Source organism: Microbulbifer maximicatervae (SeqCode), from assembly GCF_052467615.1.
Genome location: NZ_CP174319.1, coordinates 3,772,214 through 3,791,912 on the forward strand (window position 1 = coordinate 3,772,214; position 19,699 = coordinate 3,791,912).

Here is a 19,699-nt window from a genome sequence, read left to right on the forward strand (position 1 = left end):
TTTAGTTTTAAAAAATAAGATGGTTCTCAATAAACCATCTTATTTTCCCACCGCGATTTAATTCCAAATATTATTCTTTTGTATACTTCTAACGCTCTATATAGGAGTCTATTAGTTACCCAAGAGGCTACTTAAAAAGTTTCATCAACTGTTCAACCATCCACATATGAAGCTGGCTATGGTTAGATCGACTATGCCATGCTGCTATAACCTCAAATTTTGGTGTTTGCGTGTCCAACTTAAGGGGAATAACTTTTTTATTGGGTAGAAGTCTTGAGGGATAGAACGCAATTGTGTCTGTAGCTGCAATTATATCTGGGGCAGCAGAGAAGCTGGGTATCGACATAACAATATTGCGTTTTAGCCCCTGCATCGCAAACCACTCATCGTGTGATCCTTTGAGGTTTGCCCGTGACGGTGAAATGATCAGTTGCGGAAGCTCGGCTACGTCTGCCAACGTTAATGACTTACTCTTCAGTGGAGACTTTTTTCCCGCTATACAGACATGTTGCTCCTCAAATAGCAATTTGTATGGCAGGTCATCCGGGATGAAATCAGGAAAGGTAAGCGCTAAGTCGATCTCACCAGCAACCATTAACTGATTGAGATTATCTGTTTCAAAGTCCCTGACGATAACTTTAAGTTCCGGGGCAGATTTACGGACAACCTCTAATAGCTGGGGCAGTACCGATTGAATTGCGTAATCCGTGGCACTAATACTAAAAATCCCTCTATAAGTTGCCGGATCAAACGCTATTGGGGTTAGCAGTGACTCTACATCCTTCAAAATACTACTGATCCTGCCTCCCAGCTGCTCAGCAACAGGGGTGGGCACCATACCGTTGCCTTGCCGGATAAACAGCCGGTCATCAAACACTTCTCTCAGCTTACGCAACTGTTCGCTTATCGCTTGCTGGGTTAACCCCACCTTTTCCGCTACCCGGGATAGATTCCTCTCTTGAAGCAGTGCTTCCAGTATACGTAGCTGTTTTAGGTCCAGGCGGCTTATACCATTCATATTTGTAACCAAGACAAAGAGTAGTTGTTTCAAATTGTATCCTTGCACCTCTAGTATTCCCACCATCACAAGGCACAGCCAAAACTCGCTGGGGCTATTCAGTTGCCCTTATCACCGCTGCTTTTTACCTGTGTCTTTTCAAACACTCGCTGCAGTCAGTTTTTAACAGGAAGGTCATTATGAAAAACGAGTCACTATTCAGTGAGATCAACCTGGGCCCTTACACCCTGAAAAACCGTATTGTTCTGCCACCCCTGACCCGATCACGCAGTAGCCAGCCTGGAAATATTGCCAATGACTTGATGGCTAACTATTACTCACAGCGTGCTGGTGCTGGGTTTATGGTTACAGAGGGCACGCAAATCGAACCAAGAGGCCAGGGCTACGCTTGGACACCCGGAATCTATTCGAAGGAACAGATCGAAGGCTGGAAAAAAGTGACCAAAGCCGTGCACGATCAAGGCGGTATCATCTTTGCCCAGCTCTGGCATGTTGGGCGTGTATCCCACACTTCACTACAGCCTGGCAATGCAGCGCCCGTTGCGCCATCTGCTATCCGTGCAGACGCAGTTAAGGTATTTATCGAGACAGGTCCAGGACAAGGCGCCCTGGCTGACCCCAGTGAGCCTCGTGCGCTGACAACAGAGGAAGTTAAAGAACTGGTTCAACTCTATGCCCAAGCCGCACGAAATGCGATGGAAGCTGGTTTTGATGGTGTTGAGCTACACTGTGCCAACGGTTACCTTGTGAACCAGTTTATTTCAGAACATACCAATCATCGCGATGATGAGTATGGTGGTAGTTTGGAAAATCGTCTGCGTTTCCTTAAAGAAATTGTTGCAGCGGTATCAGAAGAAGTCGGCAGCGAACGACTCGGTGTCCGGTTTGCACCGCTTTTCGAAAGTACCGATGAGGACAGAGTCTACCTAGGTCTGGTAGAGAGTGATCCCCACAAGACTTATATCGAGGCTATCAAGCTGCTAAACGAAGCTGGAATTGCCTATCTGTCACTGGCCGAGGCGGATTGGGATAATGCACCGGATTTACCTGAGAATTTCTATCGAGAAGTACGTGAAATCTTTGGCGGACGCATCATGTATGCAGGAAAGTATTCCCCCGAGAAAGCTTTGCGGGTGCTTGACGCAGGTCATGGAGATATCTTTGGCTTTGGCCGACCTTTTATTGCCAACCCGGATCTTCCCACGCGTATTCGCAATGAATGGCCACTCAATCAGGTTGATCCAAACACTATGTATGGCGGCACCGAAGTAGGATATACCGACTACCCTCTCTACCAGCCGTGATCTGGCGTAGGCTGGACTTGTTCATTATGAATTGCTAGCTGTAAGTGGCATTTCTATAAATATTTCTAAAGTCTATCAGCGCTATTCAAAAGGCATAAGCGCTTATTGATTAGAAATAGATAACCTCAGAGAATTCTATTTTCTGGGGCTTCTTTTATTGAGCTACTGTAGAATTATTTATTGCCGTTTTTAAAGGACTTGCCATTCAAGCAGGGCTTCCAATACCGATCCAGAATCATCTCGTAGTTCCAGCACCTGCTATACAAGCCTCGTAATTCGATATAAAGATACCGGGCCCCCTTTATTTGGGACCCGGTAGGCTCCTATTTGGAAGCCAGTGCGCGTTGGCCAGAACGCAAGTCAATAACAACAACTCCTTGCACGCCATTCCAGCCACCATCGTAGGCAAAGAGACGGCGGCCTTCTGTGTCAATAGCCATGGAGGAGAGGCTCTCCACTTCAATTCCGTCACCACGGCAGTCGCTATCACAACCCTTGCCACTAGATAGAATTGACTGTGAAAAGTCGTCCATATCAATGGCTACTAAATTTCCGCTGCGGGTACCTACTAAAAGACGGTTACCAATTGTATCCAAAACCACATCATGAGGGTCCATATCTGCGGTGCCGCCATTCACAGACGAAACAAAAGTGCTTATTTCACCGGTAGTCAGTTCCACTTGCCAGATACCACCAGTCCCGTAATCGCTAACAAACGCACGGTTATTAGTGAGATCCAAAGCTAAGCCGTTGGCGGAGTCAAAGGAGGGCCCTATGCCGGTATTATTATCAGAGATAACTTCCCTATCGCCACTATCAAGATCTACGCTTACTAACCCTGTATCCTGTAGCAAAACCATGTGATTGTTAGTGGCATCCAACTCCATGGCTTCTACGCCACCGGAGAACGCAGGGCCTTCACCAATACCAGGCGCAGAGATACTCTCGAATTCACCACTTTCCAAATCAAGCTTAATTAATTCATCGTTGCTCTCATCGAATATATATGCATATTGACCTGAGTCATCCGGAACAATCGCAGACGGTCGAACACGAGCTGAAGCGGGCGGAATAAATTCAGCCGCGATGGTGCGGTTGCCGTTTTGTAAATCTATTTCCGCCGCTATGGAACTATCTACAACAACAGTCAGTAACCGGTCAGTCTTACGGTTATAGCTTATATTGTTCCAAACATAGCTGGGGCCCGTACCAACATGATTGGAGGAAATTTCTGTACGATCTCCCGTATTGATATCGACAGACATGATCACCGGGTCGAAGAGAATTCCGGACACCAGAAGGCTATCGCTACCGACCCCTTGACTAATTGACTGGGGATTTACAAGCCGCAATCCTTCCCCCTTGGTCCAGTCAGTGACAACTGTGCGATCACCGGTTGATATGTCCACTTGCAGGATATTCTGAACTTGGCCATTGGTAACATAAATCTTGCCACTGTCAACATCGACGATTAAACCCTCTGGTTGCGACACGGGTTCGCCGCTGCCGATACCATTACCACTTATTGTTGTTCTATCACCACTTGCAATATCTATTCTAAGTATAGAATCTGTGCTGTCGTCACCCACGTAAAGCTGCCCATTTGGCTCATCTAGCGCAATACCCTTTGGATATATCATGTCAGCGCCAGCGCCAATCGGGGACGATGAATTAGAACTGGATATCACGGAGTAACCTCCATTCAGCAGGTCAAATTCAATAATTTCTCCATACGATCCCTGTGCTCTTGTGGCGTAAGCAATACCTCCATAGCCAGTCAATGCCAATGAAGTGAGATCTGCCGGAACCCATGTGGACAATTGCGTACGGTTACCGGTTGTCCGTTGTACAGAGTAGATACTCCCGTCCCTATTCAATACGATAAAGTAGTCATCAGCTGGATCGGCGCGCACCGTGGGGAATTTTTGTACCATATCGATTGGATTCAGAGATGGACCGGACCCAACCGATGGCCCAGAAATTTCCCGGCGCGTATATGTAAAATCTATCTCAAATATCATGTTCAAGCCGGTATCAGCGAAATACCGACTTCCATATAAATTGTCGTAGGACACCCCCACTGGCCAATGGATTAAAAGCTCATTCTTGACAGAGTGAAAACTTTGGACCGTTTCGCCTGAGACAAACTGGGCTGAAAGAATATAGGAGTCGCGACCTTTATCAACTGTGCTATCGAGATACCAAATTGACGAGGACGTTGCATCCATAATCGGTGACTGACTATCAATCGTGATGCTAGACAATTGCTCGGTAGTATTTTCGCCACTTTCCAAGTCTAAGACCCTGGTAGTAAGAGCGAGGCTGGAAAGCTTCCCTCCCATATTGGCACCCGCAGTGGGGAAAACCATACGAGGGGAAGGTATAACTAGATCAGTCACAGACACTTGTAGCGTAAGCTGGTTGGCGACTCCTTCACTATCAGCAGCGCTGATTGATAGCTGATAATAATTATCTTTGTCACTATCTGCAGGAGACTCAAAATCTGGAGCAGTGTTAAAGCTAAGTTCACCGCTAGCAGAATCAATAGAAAACAATGCAGTATCAGCATCGTCGCTCAATGAAAATGTGACCTCATCTCCATCTGGGTCCTGAGCCATAGCGGTGTAAAAAACCCCGCTTACATCTTCTTCGACTGTAACTTCTGTTGCAGATGAAAACTCGGGAGCGCCATCGTTGACATTAGTAACTGTTACCACAATTTCCTGGCTCGTCTGACCTCCGTTGCCATCGCTAGCCTCGATTGTCACCTGGTAGATATTATCTCCATCTGCGTCGGCAGGATTCTCGAAATCTGGAGCAAAACCAAAGCGCAACTGGTTACCGTTATCTATTAGAAATCGGGACTGGTCTTCGCCGCCAATAGTGTTGTAACTAATGCTGTCCCCATTGGCATCACTAGCGGATAGTGTAAGCAAAGTACCGGTACTATTTTCCTCCGTAGTGACTTCACTTGCAGAGACAAACTCAGGAGGGCTATTAGTTGAACCACCACCCGAACCACCCGAACCACCTTCATTCGAACTACCACCGCCGCCTCCACCTCCACAAGCGGAAATAGCAATGATAGAGCTGAAGCACAGAACTTTTTTAAAGCTACCCATAATGAACTCCCCAAGAACTTTTAACAAAAATTTTTTGTTGTACTTTTATGGGGCGCAACTTTAGCAAAGAAAATTATGGAAAAATTAAGGATGTCTATAGATTTTACACATAAATCGTACCAACTAGACTGGTGACCGGGCATTCACTGTATAGACCTTTGAACAAAGTGATCCTAGAGGTTAAGTAGCAATTTCTTCTGATCTTTTTTATCACTGACTTGATTGAAATAACCTTTTTGGGTCTCTCCAGAATTTTTAAAGAAAAGACTAAAAACCCAATAACTAGACAGATCAGAAACCTTTGACTCAGAAACTCCTATAGGACGCACGAGTGTCGAAATTTGAGCAGAAGACAATAAGTTCAATATAGCTAGGAAGCATTCCATAATACTAATTATGGAAAAAACACTTAGAACCACTTACAAACCAGTTTCTAGTACGAAAGCTCTATCTTACATGTATTTTTATCAACCAAATTGAGCGATATATAATCAGCCCTACCCGATTATTAACTACAATTCGAGTTCTGTTACGACTCTATAAGGCGACTCATGTAGAATGATCCTCTAGACTTCTGAACGGTAGGCTTACCGTTCTATTAAGGGTTAAACACTACAATTTCCAGAGCCTAAAGAAGAAATGAACAAATTCTTAACCATTATTGCAATAGCCTTGGCCACCACTTCCTGTATGACGCTTGAGGTACAGCCTGGCAACGTTATCGGGGACACTGTAGATGCGGGTAAAGAGGCGTTCCAAAGCATCAAGCGAAGCCGTAATGGTGAAGAAGAAAGAGACTTTTCTCACAAAATCAGTTACGACCCGACTACCTCTAATGCAATCAACATCACCAACTGTAAGAAGGAAATGATGGAGGTGATTTCTGCCTCTGAACTTACCGTCTCAAAAATTTTGACTGAATCCTCTGAAGTTGTTGGAGAGGAAGCTAGCAAGAGCGTACAGTGCACTGCAAAAGTGGTAGTCACTAAGAACACTTAAGGCTGCTGGCCTTGATATAGTTCTGGTATAGCGCTCCTCTTGACCCTATACCAGTTCTCGGCCCGCTAATGAACTCCCCTGATACCCCACAGCCAAGGAATGGGAAAATGATTAAAGGTATCTCAACTTTACTTACTATTATCTCGCTAAGTATGTCCTCCAACCTGGCTCAAGCAGATACTCCTATCAACGAAATAAACCACCTAATGGAGTTTGTCTCTGCTTCAGAGTGTACCTTTATCCGCAACGATAGTAAGCACACCAGCCAGGAAGCAGCGGAGCATATGGAGAAGAAATATAAGTATTTCTCCAACAAAATTGATAGCGCGGAGGATTTTATTAGGCTAAGTGCGACCAAGAGCACCTTTAGTGGTAAGCCCTACCATATTCAGTGTGCCGATAAGCCTAAAGAAGAATCCCAAAGGTGGCTTCTGAACGAATTAGCACGCTACCGTGAAACGACACAGCTAAGATCCAATGCTAATTGAGAAGCTAGCAATGCAATCAAAATAGCATGGTAAATGCTGTCACCAGTTGGTTTGGCTCCGACTTCAACAAGCTAAACCCGCTACTACAACGCCTACATACAACAGGGGCAAAGCTCTCCGGGGAGGTTAAAGTTCAGTTCGGCTCTGGACTAGCTGGAATTATAGGCAAACGAATTGCTGGAAAGCTGGGAGTCCCACAAAATACAAAGGAATCTCCTTTTTCAGTAAATATTCAGCACACCCAGCATAAATTAGTCTGGTCTCGTACTTTCTCAAATAGCCATTCAATGATTTCAGAATTTGTACCTATAGGGACAAGAGAAAAAGCTGGTTATTGGGTTGAAAAAACAGGGATAATTAATATCCGACTTGGCGTTTCCATAGAGGAAGGAAACTGGTTTTGGGACCCACAGTCAGTTTCTATTCTTCATATCCCAATTCCCTCGGTCTTAAGGCCCAGGATCGTCGCAGGCAAATCAATCATTAACAATCAATATCACTTTGAGGTATCGATTTCGTTACCGATTATAGGGTTCTCATTTGGCTATTCGGGAATATTGCGTGAACAACTCCCTGAAACTAGATAGCTGTGCGATTAACCTCTGGTAAAAGGTATTTCAAAAACCTTGATTACATATACTTGTAGCCGAGCGTAACGAGAGATAATCTCACTAAAAACAATAGTGAAAGATATATGGAAAGTGAACTGCAATCACTTCGCGCGGAACTAGCTCTGCTGGAGCGAGACAATCGCCGTCGCATTGAGATATTCGAACAGCGGTTATCGGCTTTAGAAGCGCAGACACAGCAAGATACTAGGGATCAGTTAGCAATCCAGCTCCCGACAGTGGATGAGCCAGAAGATGAGCTATCCCAATTGATGGGTACGCATCCCTCCAGATCCCCGTCGACAAAGCAACCTAATCCCTCTCTTCCTGAAACTCCAACCCAGCCAGCAAGTACTATTACCAATGCTCCTAACAGAACCGAGAAGCCTGGTAGACAGGCTAAATGGCTATCTGAGGAGCTACCGAGCCTATTGGAACCTGCTCTGGAACCCATGAGCCGAGTGTGGGGCTCCCTAATGAGTTTCTACCGGCACTACCAAAGCCAAGGGAAGGCTCCTGTCTTCTTTATGACCGCTGCCGGCATCCTGGCGCTGGTGTTTGGCTTTGCTTACCTGTTGCAGTTTTCTTTCAATGCCTATTTGGGGCCTGTAGGTAAAGTGACTTTAGGCTTCCTGGTAGCAGCGGCGACTACTACTGGTGGAGTAATGTTCAGGCGGCGCATGCCCAACATGGCGGATTACGGCTCAGGACTGATCGCTCTCGGGGTCATACTGCTTTACTTATGTGGTTACTTTGCTGGGCCATACTATCAGTTGGTTCCGATTCCCATCGGTGTGGGGCTGCTTGTAGTAACTACCGGAGTTGCTTATTTTCTCGCCCTACTATTCGAGACCCGGGTTGTTTCCATGGTGACTCTGCTGGGTGGAGCCACCATGCCCTTGGTGGCCAATCATTTTGATCCATCCGCAGTTATTTATCTCAGCTACTTGTTGGTACTCGCGCTCGCAATGCTGCGTTTGTCCAAGTTGATTCAATGGCCTCAGCTGGCAGTGGTCACCATGGTGCTCAGCGCAGGGATGTTCGAGTTTTCAGTCGCAAACTTAGGCGAGTCTAGCTCAAACTGGGGTCTGTTACTGATACTGCATGGTTTCTTCTATGGGTTTGCCCATTACATACTGGGTGGGCTTAATGGCAAGGAAATGGATAGGAGACGCCTCGGTTTGCTGGTAGCAAACCTGGTGCTATTTATTCATATTAGCTGGTCTCTAGCACCCACTGCTAATGCACTAGGTGTGGTTTGGTTACTCAACCTAATACCCTGGGCCGCGCTCGCCATCTACTCACGCCACCTGTTCGGCTACGATGTTAATAGTGCCTCGGCCCGCAGTATCCTCGCAATGGCTTTACTCCATGGGGGCTTGTTAACAGGCCTGGCAATTCTGGCACTCTGCAGCCCTGAATTTTTGGGTATTGTATGGTGCCTGGAAGGCCTCCTGCTGATTTACCTTGGAATACATTTTGGTTTTGTCAGCGTGCGAAGTGAGGGCTATATCGCTCTAGCCCTCGCCGGCGTAACCTTATTCTTGCAAGCTCTCGTATGGGTGGCTGAGAGCTTGGTTCCTGCTCCACTACTATTATCCTTAGAGGTGAGTGCAGGCTGGACTAACTGGCTGACCCTCACTGCTGGAGCCTTTGCTCTCACCCAGTTATTACGCCGTAGTGCCGGTAAAATCACTCCCGCAGAACAACGTTTCACTTATATCGCAGAGATTGCTTTCGGACTGCTTTTATCTGCGAGCTTCCTGCTATCGGTGGGTATTATCTGGCCGCAAGGGATGTGGTTGCTGGCACCACTGCCAATGACTTTCCTGATCTGGCGTAGCCAGCGCACGAATTCAGCATTTAGCGAGTGGCTCGGTCTCTGGCATTACCTTCTGTTGTTTGTCCCACTGTTAGCCAGTGCATCGGTTGTAGGCAACCTTCATTTCTACGATCAAATCCCCTACGGAAAAATCGCCAGTATTGAAGCTTTCCTGGGACTTTGGTTGCTTGCGGAGCTTTATCACCAGCTGAAAATACAATCACCAGGGCAGAAGCTGGCATTGGCACTGCGTAAACTCTTTTACGCTTTACTACCCATTATCGCCTTACCTACCATACTGTATAAAGCCAGTGACTACTTCACTGTTGCTATGTGGTTCTCGTGTGGTATTGCCTTATTCCTCTCCACATGGCTGCGGATGGAACATCTAAAGCAAGAAGTTCGCATTTTGATTTCTGCTGCAAGCCTTATCACTATCGGCGGTTGTCTCCTACAGGAGTTTGTCGGCTGGCAGGGCAAGGCGATGGAGGGGCTATTACTGGGAGTCGCCAGCTTCATAGGGCTCATATGGCTTGGCCAGGGCTTAAAGCGATACCCCGCAGGTAGGGAGTGGCAGCATGCTATTCACTGGGTGCTGAAGCCTGTATTCCCGATGGCCTTCTACTATTTTGCGGCAGTACTGATAGCTGTCAGTTACACTTTAACTCATGACTTTGTCCTGTCATTACTACTCACCCAGCTCTATTTTGGAAGCCTCTTTTTCAGCCAACCCAAGCTAGGACCAGTACGCAACCAGCTTACGCCCTTCTACATACTGACACTGGGTATTTTTGAATTAATCACACTGATTCAAGTCGGAGCTGTCATTGTGAAATCGCACAATGCAGAGTGGATTGGAGCCTATAACCTGGTCTCTCTTGGCATCGCTGTCCTGCTGGCTTACCACAAAACCCTGCCTACAAGAGCCGTTTGGTCTGGTCATCGAATGGCAAATATGTGGCTGGTGCATGTTACCGCGATTATTGTTTACGTAGCTCTATTAGCACAGCTATTTGATGCCATGTGGCTACCGGCAGTTTCTTTCGCTCTCGTTGTCCATGCAACCCTACTATTGTTCCAGACATTAAAGCCCGAAACTCAGAAGTTACTTAAGTTGTCACTAATTATCTACGGCATAGCTGCACTGAAGATTGTGCTCTGGGATATGCAGGACTTCTCACTAATACAGAAGATAGTCGTTTGTATGTTAGTGGGATTATGTATGCTGGGGGCGGCATATCAATATCAGAGGTTTTTATCTAGACACAAGTTGCTCGAATAGCAGCTAGTTCATCAAAGCCACATCGGGAGTTTGGTATCGACAGACTCCCGATTATTTATCTGTCCATTTATCAAAATTATCCGCCGCTTCTACCGAACCGGTGGCCTTCGCCCCTCGGATTGGCAAGCCACTGGCAGTGAGTAATCCGTCGTTAAGACCATTATTACTGGATTTTAAAAAATTAATGTATCAATCTATCAATAAGCTGATGAGATCAATGCAGTAGAAATTTGTAAAACTATAATAAGCCAACTTTTCACCTCAAAGCCAGAGAGAGAAAACCTAGAAAATATTACTTAAACATTAGCTATGTAACTATATTTTATGTATCTACCAACGGTATAACAAAGATGACATCCCAACTTATATATTATGAACACCAACATCAACTTCGAAACCAGTTTCTTGTAATTCTATTTATTTCTTATTCAGTGTTTATTTTTTATCATGCAGGATGTCTACTGGCTAGCAAACCTTTCATATCAAAGTTGAAAAAAACATCTTGTCAAAATTAACTCAAAAATTAGGTATGCTAATTTATGTTGTTTTTCTATTAATTAGAGATACCTATTTTATTAGTGACCAAAAGGGTCTATTATTTGGCTTGTTAACTCTTCTAACACATTTGTTACACTGCAGAAACAATCAGTCAATAATGATTTTAAACAAGTATAAATGGCTCCCATCTACTTAACTCCATAGAAAAGATTCCCCACCAATAATACTTGGCTGATAACATACCCGATTACTGCACGAGCGTACCTCAAATAAGACGCTCCTCACAATAAAAACGTGAAATAGTTTGCATTTCATTATGTGGCCAGCACTATAATGCGGCATCCAAAATCCTGTAAGCGCTAGCGTTGTGGATAGGAACCACCAAGTCTATGTTTGAACGCCTCTTTGCCTCCAGAAAAAAGCCATTTGTACCAAATCGGGACAAACTTGAAACACTGACTGCCAACTTGTCCGGTAGCCGCTTTAGCATCTCAATACCGCCCAACAGCGTGCCCGATATTGACGAGGAATATTATGGTCCCCGTCTTGATATCTATAACCGGGAGGCCTATGACGATCTAAGTCGTGGCAAATGGTACCAAGAAGGGAGAATGCCTGGGCAGTCCATTTTAAAACGCCATTGGGGCTTTTATGGCCCCCCCTGGATTTCCATGGAATATGGATTCCTTTCACTGATAGTTAGGATCTTCCGTGTAGATGATTTACCGGAGAGTATGAGCTGCTTTAATCCAAGTCATTTAGAGCAAATCATTTTAAGAGATTTGTATTTTCGCTACGGCCCTCCCAAACTGGATATGAATCCTAGAGCAGCCCCAGTGAAATGGCAGAAAAAGGATATTAACGGTACAGACTGGCTTTACTGTGAGGCGCACCCAAAATGTAGCGAACAGGAATTACGGAAAAATCCATTTAGTGAAGCCGTTTATCACTCTCAGCTCTATGCCCCGCTGGATGACCAATACTATATTAATGTTTATTTTAATGCTATGGGCTACGCACCTGCCATTTATAGTATTACCGCCATGGATAAATTAATGTCTGAAACTTACTCAACTCTTCAATTAGAGTTGAGCCCAGCCATGCAACAGCGAAAAGAGGAAGTTATCCAACGATTTCCAAATTCACACTTTAGCGAAACCCGCACCCCAGAACCCTGGATTTACCATAAAGTGCGTGAAGGTAATTGCGGAATTGGGGAAGACTTACTTGAAGTGGTTGAAAAGGGCTCGCCGCCGCCTAGCTTTACACCTTAATAGATTTTTTACCTGTATTTATTATAAGGAAATAATATGCCAGCATTTAGAGCCGGTTGGACCAAGATTATTGAAATGGCCCCAATGGGTACAAAACAGGGCCGCGATGTCTATGTTAACAATACTCACTACCCTATGTATGAAAAAGTAAAGCAAGAGGCACAGACTAATTACTACTCTGCCACTTTACTGCGCGCACTCATAAGCCTGAATGCCGATACTGGCAGCAGTCAGAGCGCCAATGGCGCCGGGACTATTCGCTATCTGGTACGCAATGGTATGGCCATTGAGTACTATATCGACAATGGCGATGTGTTGATCCATAAACTCCATTTCGACAACTCACTGCAAACAGATTCCGGAAGTCAAGGAACAGGAGTTTACAGAGTTCAATATGATGGAAGCACTTGGGGAACAGGTGACTCTCCCGGCAAGCAAATGAATCTGAAGCATAAATGGAATGGTGCTCATTATGCAGCAGTAAGCGGTAAGTTTCGCTCAAAGGACTCTGCTGGAAAACTGTTAGTTAGGCATATTGAGAAATCCTATGGAGGGACTGAAATACTGCCCAGAGACATTCCCCAGATGGATAACTTCTACTCACTTTATTGGATTAACAATAAAGAACATAGTGCACTTCCATCTGTCGATGGCCTGACCTCCTTGATTCAGCAGGCAGCAAGCGCCAAAGAATCCGTCAACTGGTTGGTACACGGTGAGGGTGCCAAGACTTTCCAGCGCGCGCTGGAAATTTTGCAGAACACCCCTTCTTTGAGCCGTTTTGAAGCAAAAGATGAGGAAATAGTTCGCAATTTGCGCAATAAAATGTCCGGACAAAAAGTTTTCTTCTCCAACCCAGTAGGAGCAAGTCCCGACAAGTTGGAAAAGCTCTGCAATGTCGTTGGCCTCACCTATGTAGATAGCAATACTAACCCCCGCAATCTTAAAACCGCCGCAGGAAGAGAAAACTCCTGGGGTGAGATTAAAAGAATCGGCGCGGCAGCGTTCACTACCGGCGGAACAGCAGTTGCCTTAAAAGAGACAGGTGTCATTAGTATTCAAAAACAAGGTAGCATGTTATCGAACGTGTTTGAAGCTGCCATGAGCAACCCTACTGCAGCCGGAGTTGGGACTGCCATATTCGCTACTGGTGTCGCTTTTGTGGTTGGTAAAACTCAGGCAACTAAGTGGGCAAGCCAAGTCCGAGCGGTACAAGCAACCGCTAGCAGTACTTTTGGACGAGGTAACGAATATTGGTATGAAAGCGATGAAGATCTTATAGAGCAGCTATCTGCTTGAGTAAGATAAGAATATTAGATTTATAAGATCAAAAAGTGGGTTATAAATTAATGACTACAGGATACTCCAAAATAATTTTATAACCACTGACCTTCTCAACAATTTTTAATTAATGTGCGACTTAGTAGAAACACCTAGTGCTTTTACAAAGTCGCAATTAAGCATTGCGTACCCATCTAAAAATTAGCAGGCCACCCCTAAAGGTCATCTCCAAATTTAATCACAAAATATACATTTAAAACTAGAAACCCTTATATATTTATAGATGTCTAAAAATCGAAAGCCTCCCCGAATTAATTTACTAATGTATCCCCCAAAATCACAAAGATTAAAAAGTTAACATTTAATATATTTACCAGACAAATAAAGATTGAGAGCTTATTACAGCAATCAAGCAATTTTATTTATATCAATGCTGTCTATTTTTTCATTACTAGCATTTGATAACAGAAACTCCACCACAAATTCTATCACTTCAGTATCCCAAACCATTTTCCGATGACCAACATCGTTGATTTTAATCATCTCCGCTGCGGGCCAGGTTTTATGAATTCTCTCTCCATGAAAAATCGGCACTTCATCGTCTTCAGTATCGTAAATCATCAGAAGCGGGGTCTCTTCCGGTGTATACATTTTACACTGCAACAACTCTTGCCAAGAATACCCTATTTGACTGGCAATCTTGTCTTGGCATAACTCTGCTGTTCCAGTGCTCACCTTCAGCATTTTTTTCATAATTTCTATAATGGGCAGGGGAGCACTCGGTGAGCCAAGTATTGCGTAGCACCGGGCTTTAAGCCCAAATTCCCGTGCACGCATTGTCATCATTCCGCCCATCGAGTGACCGACGATGGCAAATATTTCCGAAAACTGTCTGGCTAGAGAGCAGATATCTTTCGCCATAATATCGAAATTACAAACTTTGCCCTCAGAGTGGCCATGAGCGGTAGCATCGATGGCTACCGCTTGGAAACCCTGATCGGCAATTGCCATTGCTAGGGTTGCCATTTTTGCGGCTTTGGCCTCCCAGCCGTGGCATAGAATCACCACAGGGCCCTCACCCCAGGACCAGGCTGTGTTTTCTGTACCTAAAGCACCCCGGTAGGTAATCTTCTTGGCTTGGGCCAGCTGCGATCTCTCACGCTCGGAGTCAGCATAGCGTCTGGGTCGTGAAGACAGATACATTGCAATATTTGCCGATAACTTTGGGGATAGTCGCCCTGTGAGCTGCATTGCTCCCTGTATTATCTTAAGCATGTTATTAAATCTCTAGCCTGGTGTCTTATATGATCATTGATAGTGAGTTTTACTGCACATTAAGCAAAATACACTGATCAGGAATCGCTAAATACATATCAACGTAAAAACACAAAATAATACAGGGCAATTTCACTCAATAAATTAACCGATTCTACAATTATCCGCGCAATAGGAAACCAAACCCTTTTCTGGGCAATCTTTCTCAGAAAATAGGAATTTATTCCCAGCAGAAGCTTACAAAGTTATACCAATAAATTACTGCGCCTCAGCTCTTGCTATCTATAAACCCAGACCTCGAAGACATCTACACTAATAATCTAGCGATAGATTACAGTATTCCTGTAGCTATCAACCCTCCTACATATTTTCAGTCGTACTTCTGGAAAGTTGGGCATGAAAAGAATCAATCTGACATTAGTTTTTTGCACGGTACTATTGCTTACCGGTCAGTCGGTTGCAGACTATAAAAAGGGAGATTTTATCGTTCGCGTTGGCGCTGCTGCGGTCGATCCAAACGACGACTCTGGCAGACTCCGCCTAAATGGCACCCCCTTGGACTATACCCGGGTCTACGTGGATACAGGCTACTCCGCTAGCATCACGGGTACCTGGTTATTTGCAGACCATTGGGGACTGGAATTACTAGCAGCTGTACCTTTCCGGCACGATCTTGATGTGCGCGGTTTACCGGACCCGGATACCGGTGATCCACTGGGTCGGGTATCCCTGGGTGACATCAAGCACCTTCCCCCAACCCTCAGCGTACAATGGTATCCGGTATGCACCGAGTCCTGGGTACAGCCTTATATTGGTGTGGGAATTAACTACACCCATTTCTTCGATGAAGATATCAGCCGCACGGCACAAAACTACTTCGATACAGCCCTGGGTGCAGACTCAAGAGCATCCTTGAGCCTGAGCAATTCCTGGGGCCTGGCAGGGGAAGTGGGCATAGATATTGCCTTTGGACGAGAGAGCAACTGGCTGTTTAATGCGGCTATCTGGTACTTAAGTATCGATACCAAGGCAAAAATTCGCTTCCGCACAGAAGATAACGACTACGACCGCATCAATGTGAATGTAGATATTGACCCCTGGGTCTACTCAATAGGTATCGGCTATCACTTTTGAGCGGCCTTTTGTCCACTTCTCAATGAACTCGGCCAATCCGAGGTTCGATTTATTCGAATGATATGGTCGAATTTAACCAATTTTCATTCTACTCGTCCTCTATAAACTGCCCTTTATCCACAGCAGCTACTCCGCAGTGGCACTCAATTTACAGTTTAAGGACCGACACAATGAATACTTCCACTTTATCCACAGCATCAAATGCCCCCAGTGGTTCCTTGTTTCCAGCCGTCGCAGACCTTTCCGGACGTATTGGCTTGGCAGCAATCTTTTTACTGGCAGGCGTTAACAAGATCCAAAACTATGAGGGTAGCGCTCAGTACCTGGCCTACGGTGGTCTACCCGAGTTTCTACTCCCATTGGTAATCCTATTTGAGATAGGCGGTGCCTTAGCTCTGATTGCGGGTTTTCAAACTCGATTAACTGCTCTGGCATTCGCCGGATTTAGCTTACTCACTGCGCTCCTGTTCCATAACAACCTGGAAGATCAAATGCAGTTTCTAATGTTCTTTAAGAACCTGGCTATAGCCGGTGGTTTTCTGGTGATAGCAGCCCATGGCGCTGGTCGTTTCAGCTTGGACAACAAAAAGAAAACACATTGATTCCATCTGAAGCCAGTCACAAAACAACCGCTATTTAGGAGTATGACATGGGATTGTTAATTAATGGCCAGTGGCACGACCAGTGGTATGACACCAAGAATTCAGGTGGCGCATTTAAGCGAGAGGCTGCACAGTTACGCAACTGGATTACTGTCGATGGCAGCGCAGGGCCCAGTGGCATAGGTGGCTTTAAAGCTGATTCCGGGCGCTACCATCTATATGTATCCCTGGCCTGCCCCTGGGCTCATCGCACCTTGATTTTCCGCAAGTTGAAAAAGCTGGAAGAACATATCAGCACCTCCGTTGTAAGCCCGGATATGCTTGAGCAGGGATGGAGCTTCAATACCGATGAGGGTAGTAGCGGTGATGCACTATTTGCTTATGACTTTATGCATCAGGTTTACACTCGCAATAAATCCGACTACTCCGGCCGCGTTACGGTCCCAGTACTTTGGGACAAACAGCAAAACTGCATTGTCAGCAATGAGTCATCCGAAATAATTCGCATGTTTAATAGTGCGTTTAATGAAATTACCGGTGATACACAGGACTTTTATCCCAAAGACAAACAGAAAGATATCGAAGCCATAAATCAATTGGTCTATGAAAATATCAATAACGGGGTTTATCGCTGTGGTTTCGCGACGACTCAATCCGCTTATGAAGAAGCCTACCGAGACTTATTTGATGCCCTGGATAAGGTAGAAGCAATATTAGGTAAGCAGCGGTACCTGACAGGCGATAAGGTCACTGAAGCAGATTGGCGACTATTCACAACTTTAATTCGCTTTGATTCCGTTTATCACGGCCATTTCAAGTGTAACCGGCAGCGTCTGGAAGATTTCCCCAACCTGCGCAATTATGTCCGGGAACTATACCAATGGCCCCAGATCGCAGAGACAGTGAATTTCCACCATATTAAACGCCACTACTATTTTAGCCATAAATCCATCAACCCCAGCCAGGTGGTACCGGTGGGTCCGATGATCGATTACAACAGCCCCCACAATCGGGTATAAATGCCCTTGCCCCTCGCTTGGGGCAAGTATTTGGGGTTCTAGGCCGTACAGCTTTACCCTTGATGTTTATCCACAACTACCGGTATAAGAATCAGGGGTTACATAATGCAAAAAACCACCTTAGAACAATGGCGCATGTTTAAAGCGGTAGTGGATGCCGGTGGTTTTAATCAGGCTTCTGCGCGAGTCCACAAAAGCCAATCCAGTATTCACAATGCGGTTAGCAACCTGGAAGCTGCTCTCGGAGTCAAGCTTTTTGAGGTATCTGGCCGCAAAGTGATACTCACGGAAGTTGGCAGCCTAATGCTGCGCCGTGGCCAATACCTGCTGGATGAAGTCTCCCGTATCGAGGATATTGCCAAAACCCTTGGTGAAGGTGTGGAATCAGAACTGCGTATCGCTGTAGATGGCGCCTTCCCCCAAAGTGTGGTTTTTCAGGCACTGGAGAAAGTTTCGGCGAGATATCCCCAGGTGAATATCGATATTGTCGATACCGTATTGTCCGGTACCAATGAGTTGATCCAAGAAGGGCTTGTGGATTTAGGCCTTTCTGTCTTTCGTATGAAAAATGCTCTCAACGATGAAATTTGCCGTATAGAATTTGTCGCTGTCGCTCATAGAGATCATCCGCTACATCAATTAAATTGCGAACTGACGTACGAGAATCTGAAATTATATCGACAGATTATTGTGCGGGACTCAGCTATGCAGACAAACAGGGATTCAGGCTGGCTGGGAGCCGAACAGCGCTGGAAGGTAGGTAGTTTACGGGCCTCCTTGGATCTTATTGAACAGGGCCTCGGATTCGCCTGGCTGCCCATCCCCCTAATTTCTAAGTTACTCAATGCTGGGACGCTTAAAAAGCTTAAGTTAAAAAACGGCAGCCTGCGCTCCACAAGTTTTTTCTTGAACTTTAAAGACCAGGATAAATTAGGCCCTGCCGCTAGAGAGTTTATTGGTGAGCTAAGATTACTGACCTTAGATATGCCAACCTCTGAAGAATCTTAAACATTCTATTAATACGAATAACCGATTCATTATTATCCAATATCTCCTATAACCACAGCAGCCTACCATAGCCAAATTATTTCTACCGATAAGGAACCGGCTATGTACTACTTCAGACCATCAGGGGAACGGGGGCAAGCCCGTTTTGGTTGGCTACACAGCAAACACAGTTTTTCATTTGGGCACTATTATGACCCGAATCATCTGGGGTTTTCCGCGCTGCGAGTTATTAATGATGATACCGTAAAGCCTGGGGCAGGATTTGACACTCATGGTCATCAAAATATGGAAATCATCTCCTATATTCTGGAGGGTGCTATCGAACATTTAGATAGCGAGGGAAACCACTTTGTCGTTCCCGCCGGTGAGATTCAAAGAATGAGTGCAGGTAAAGGTATTACCCATTCAGAGTATAACCACTCAAAGACTAAAAATCTTAAATTCCTACAAATCTGGATTCAGCCTAACCGGAAAGATATTCAACCCAGTTATGAACAAAAGACAATTACTCAAGCTGGGGCGCTAACTCCATTGGTAACTCCCGATGGACGCGATAACTCACTAATTATTCACCAGAATGCCAGCTTATTTCGCCTCCAGCTACGCACCGGTGAGAGTTTAAGGCTGGATACCCTTAAACGCCCAGGATATCTTCATATCATCGCTGGTAATGCCGAACTCAATGGCAGCCACCTGCTCGTGGCGGGAGATGGCTTGGGAGTTTATCAGGAAAAAATAGTATTAACCGCTTCAGTAAATGATCTTATCGCACTATGGTTCGACTTGCCTCGATAGTAGGCGATCTATCAACAGACTAATTCTGTGTGGGCTGTAAACCTGCTCTAAGATACCGCTTCTCGTAACAGGTATTAAACTCTATCTAACCGGCATATTCATATTCACAAGCACAAGACTACTCACTCTAAAAGCGACAATCTCTGGTTTACACCTAAACTATTAACTTG

At 45.3% G+C, this 19,699-nt stretch carries 15 protein-coding genes; 12 read left to right on the forward strand and 3 right to left on the reverse strand.

Going from position 1 to position 19,699, the window contains the following annotated elements; genetic code table 11:
- Positions 1–127: 127 nt before the first annotated feature.
- Positions 128–1,051: a LysR family transcriptional regulator gene (locus tag ACJJIM_RS16690; protein WP_413663298.1), complete on the reverse strand. Its 924-nt coding sequence runs from the start codon at positions 1,049–1,051 to the stop codon at positions 128–130.
- 146 nt (positions 1,052–1,197) lie between these two features.
- On the opposite strand from ACJJIM_RS16690, the gene ACJJIM_RS16695 reads away from it, so the two are divergent.
- Positions 1,198–2,322: an alkene reductase gene (locus ACJJIM_RS16695; protein WP_413663299.1), complete on the forward strand. Its 1,125-nt coding sequence runs from the start codon at positions 1,198–1,200 to the stop codon at positions 2,320–2,322.
- A gap of 323 nt (positions 2,323–2,645) precedes the next feature.
- Here ACJJIM_RS16695 and ACJJIM_RS16700 read toward each other — a convergent pair whose 3' ends face one another.
- The gene (locus ACJJIM_RS16700) at positions 2,646–5,444 is read right to left on the reverse strand and encodes an Ig-like domain-containing protein (protein WP_444911512.1); all 2,799 of its coding nucleotides are present in this window, start codon (positions 5,442–5,444) and stop codon (positions 2,646–2,648) included.
- Positions 5,445–6,083: 639 nt separating this feature from the next.
- On the opposite strand from ACJJIM_RS16700, the gene ACJJIM_RS16705 reads away from it, so the two are divergent.
- From ACJJIM_RS16705 to ACJJIM_RS16730, 6 genes are all read left to right on the forward strand, one after another.
- On the forward strand, positions 6,084–6,443 hold the full coding sequence (locus ACJJIM_RS16705; protein WP_444911513.1) for a hypothetical protein: 360 nt from the start codon (positions 6,084–6,086) through the stop codon (positions 6,441–6,443).
- Positions 6,444–6,550: 107 nt separating this feature from the next.
- Positions 6,551–6,931 carry a DUF5329 family protein gene (locus tag ACJJIM_RS16710; protein ID WP_444911514.1) on the forward strand — a complete coding sequence of 127 codons (381 nt, stop codon included), beginning with the start codon at positions 6,551–6,553 and terminating at the stop codon, positions 6,929–6,931.
- Positions 6,932–6,957: 26 nt separating this feature from the next.
- Entirely contained in the window at positions 6,958–7,518 is a 561-nt protein-coding gene (locus ACJJIM_RS16715; RefSeq protein WP_444911515.1) for a DUF4166 domain-containing protein, read from the forward strand.
- A gap of 107 nt (positions 7,519–7,625) precedes the next feature.
- On the forward strand, positions 7,626–10,643 hold the full coding sequence (locus tag ACJJIM_RS16720) for a DUF2339 domain-containing protein (RefSeq protein ID WP_444911516.1): 3,018 nt from the start codon (positions 7,626–7,628) through the stop codon (positions 10,641–10,643).
- Positions 10,644–11,530: 887 nt separating this feature from the next.
- Positions 11,531–12,415, forward strand: a complete 885-nt coding sequence (locus ACJJIM_RS16725) for a hypothetical protein (protein ID WP_413663305.1) — start codon at positions 11,531–11,533, stop codon at positions 12,413–12,415.
- 36 nt (positions 12,416–12,451) lie between these two features.
- Positions 12,452–13,714: a hypothetical protein gene (locus ACJJIM_RS16730; protein ID WP_413663306.1), complete on the forward strand. Its 1,263-nt coding sequence runs from the start codon at positions 12,452–12,454 to the stop codon at positions 13,712–13,714.
- 390 nt (positions 13,715–14,104) lie between these two features.
- Here the strand turns inward: ACJJIM_RS16730 and ACJJIM_RS16735 are convergent, their stop codons facing one another.
- A complete protein-coding gene (locus tag ACJJIM_RS16735) occupies positions 14,105–14,971 on the reverse strand; it encodes an alpha/beta hydrolase (RefSeq protein ID WP_413663307.1) in 867 nt (288 codons plus the stop codon).
- A 396-nt stretch (positions 14,972–15,367) separates the two neighbouring features.
- Between ACJJIM_RS16735 and ACJJIM_RS16740 the strand changes: the two genes are divergently transcribed.
- The 5 genes from ACJJIM_RS16740 (at position 15,368) to ACJJIM_RS16760 (ending at position 19,529) form a co-directional block, all read left to right on the forward strand.
- Entirely contained in the window at positions 15,368–16,105 is a 738-nt protein-coding gene (locus ACJJIM_RS16740) for an OmpW/AlkL family protein (protein ID WP_413663308.1), read from the forward strand.
- A 170-nt stretch (positions 16,106–16,275) separates the two neighbouring features.
- Positions 16,276–16,707 carry a DoxX family protein gene (locus ACJJIM_RS16745; protein WP_413663309.1) on the forward strand — a complete coding sequence of 144 codons (432 nt, stop codon included), beginning with the start codon at positions 16,276–16,278 and terminating at the stop codon, positions 16,705–16,707.
- Positions 16,708–16,754: 47 nt separating this feature from the next.
- The gene (locus ACJJIM_RS16750; RefSeq protein ID WP_413663310.1) at positions 16,755–17,726 is read left to right on the forward strand and encodes a glutathione S-transferase family protein; all 972 of its coding nucleotides are present in this window, start codon (positions 16,755–16,757) and stop codon (positions 17,724–17,726) included.
- A 105-nt stretch (positions 17,727–17,831) separates the two neighbouring features.
- On the forward strand, positions 17,832–18,734 hold the full coding sequence (locus tag ACJJIM_RS16755) for a LysR family transcriptional regulator (protein WP_413663311.1): 903 nt from the start codon (positions 17,832–17,834) through the stop codon (positions 18,732–18,734).
- A gap of 102 nt (positions 18,735–18,836) precedes the next feature.
- The gene (locus tag ACJJIM_RS16760; protein WP_413663312.1) at positions 18,837–19,529 is read left to right on the forward strand and encodes a pirin family protein; all 693 of its coding nucleotides are present in this window, start codon (positions 18,837–18,839) and stop codon (positions 19,527–19,529) included.
- The last annotated feature ends 170 nt before the right edge of the window (positions 19,530–19,699 follow it).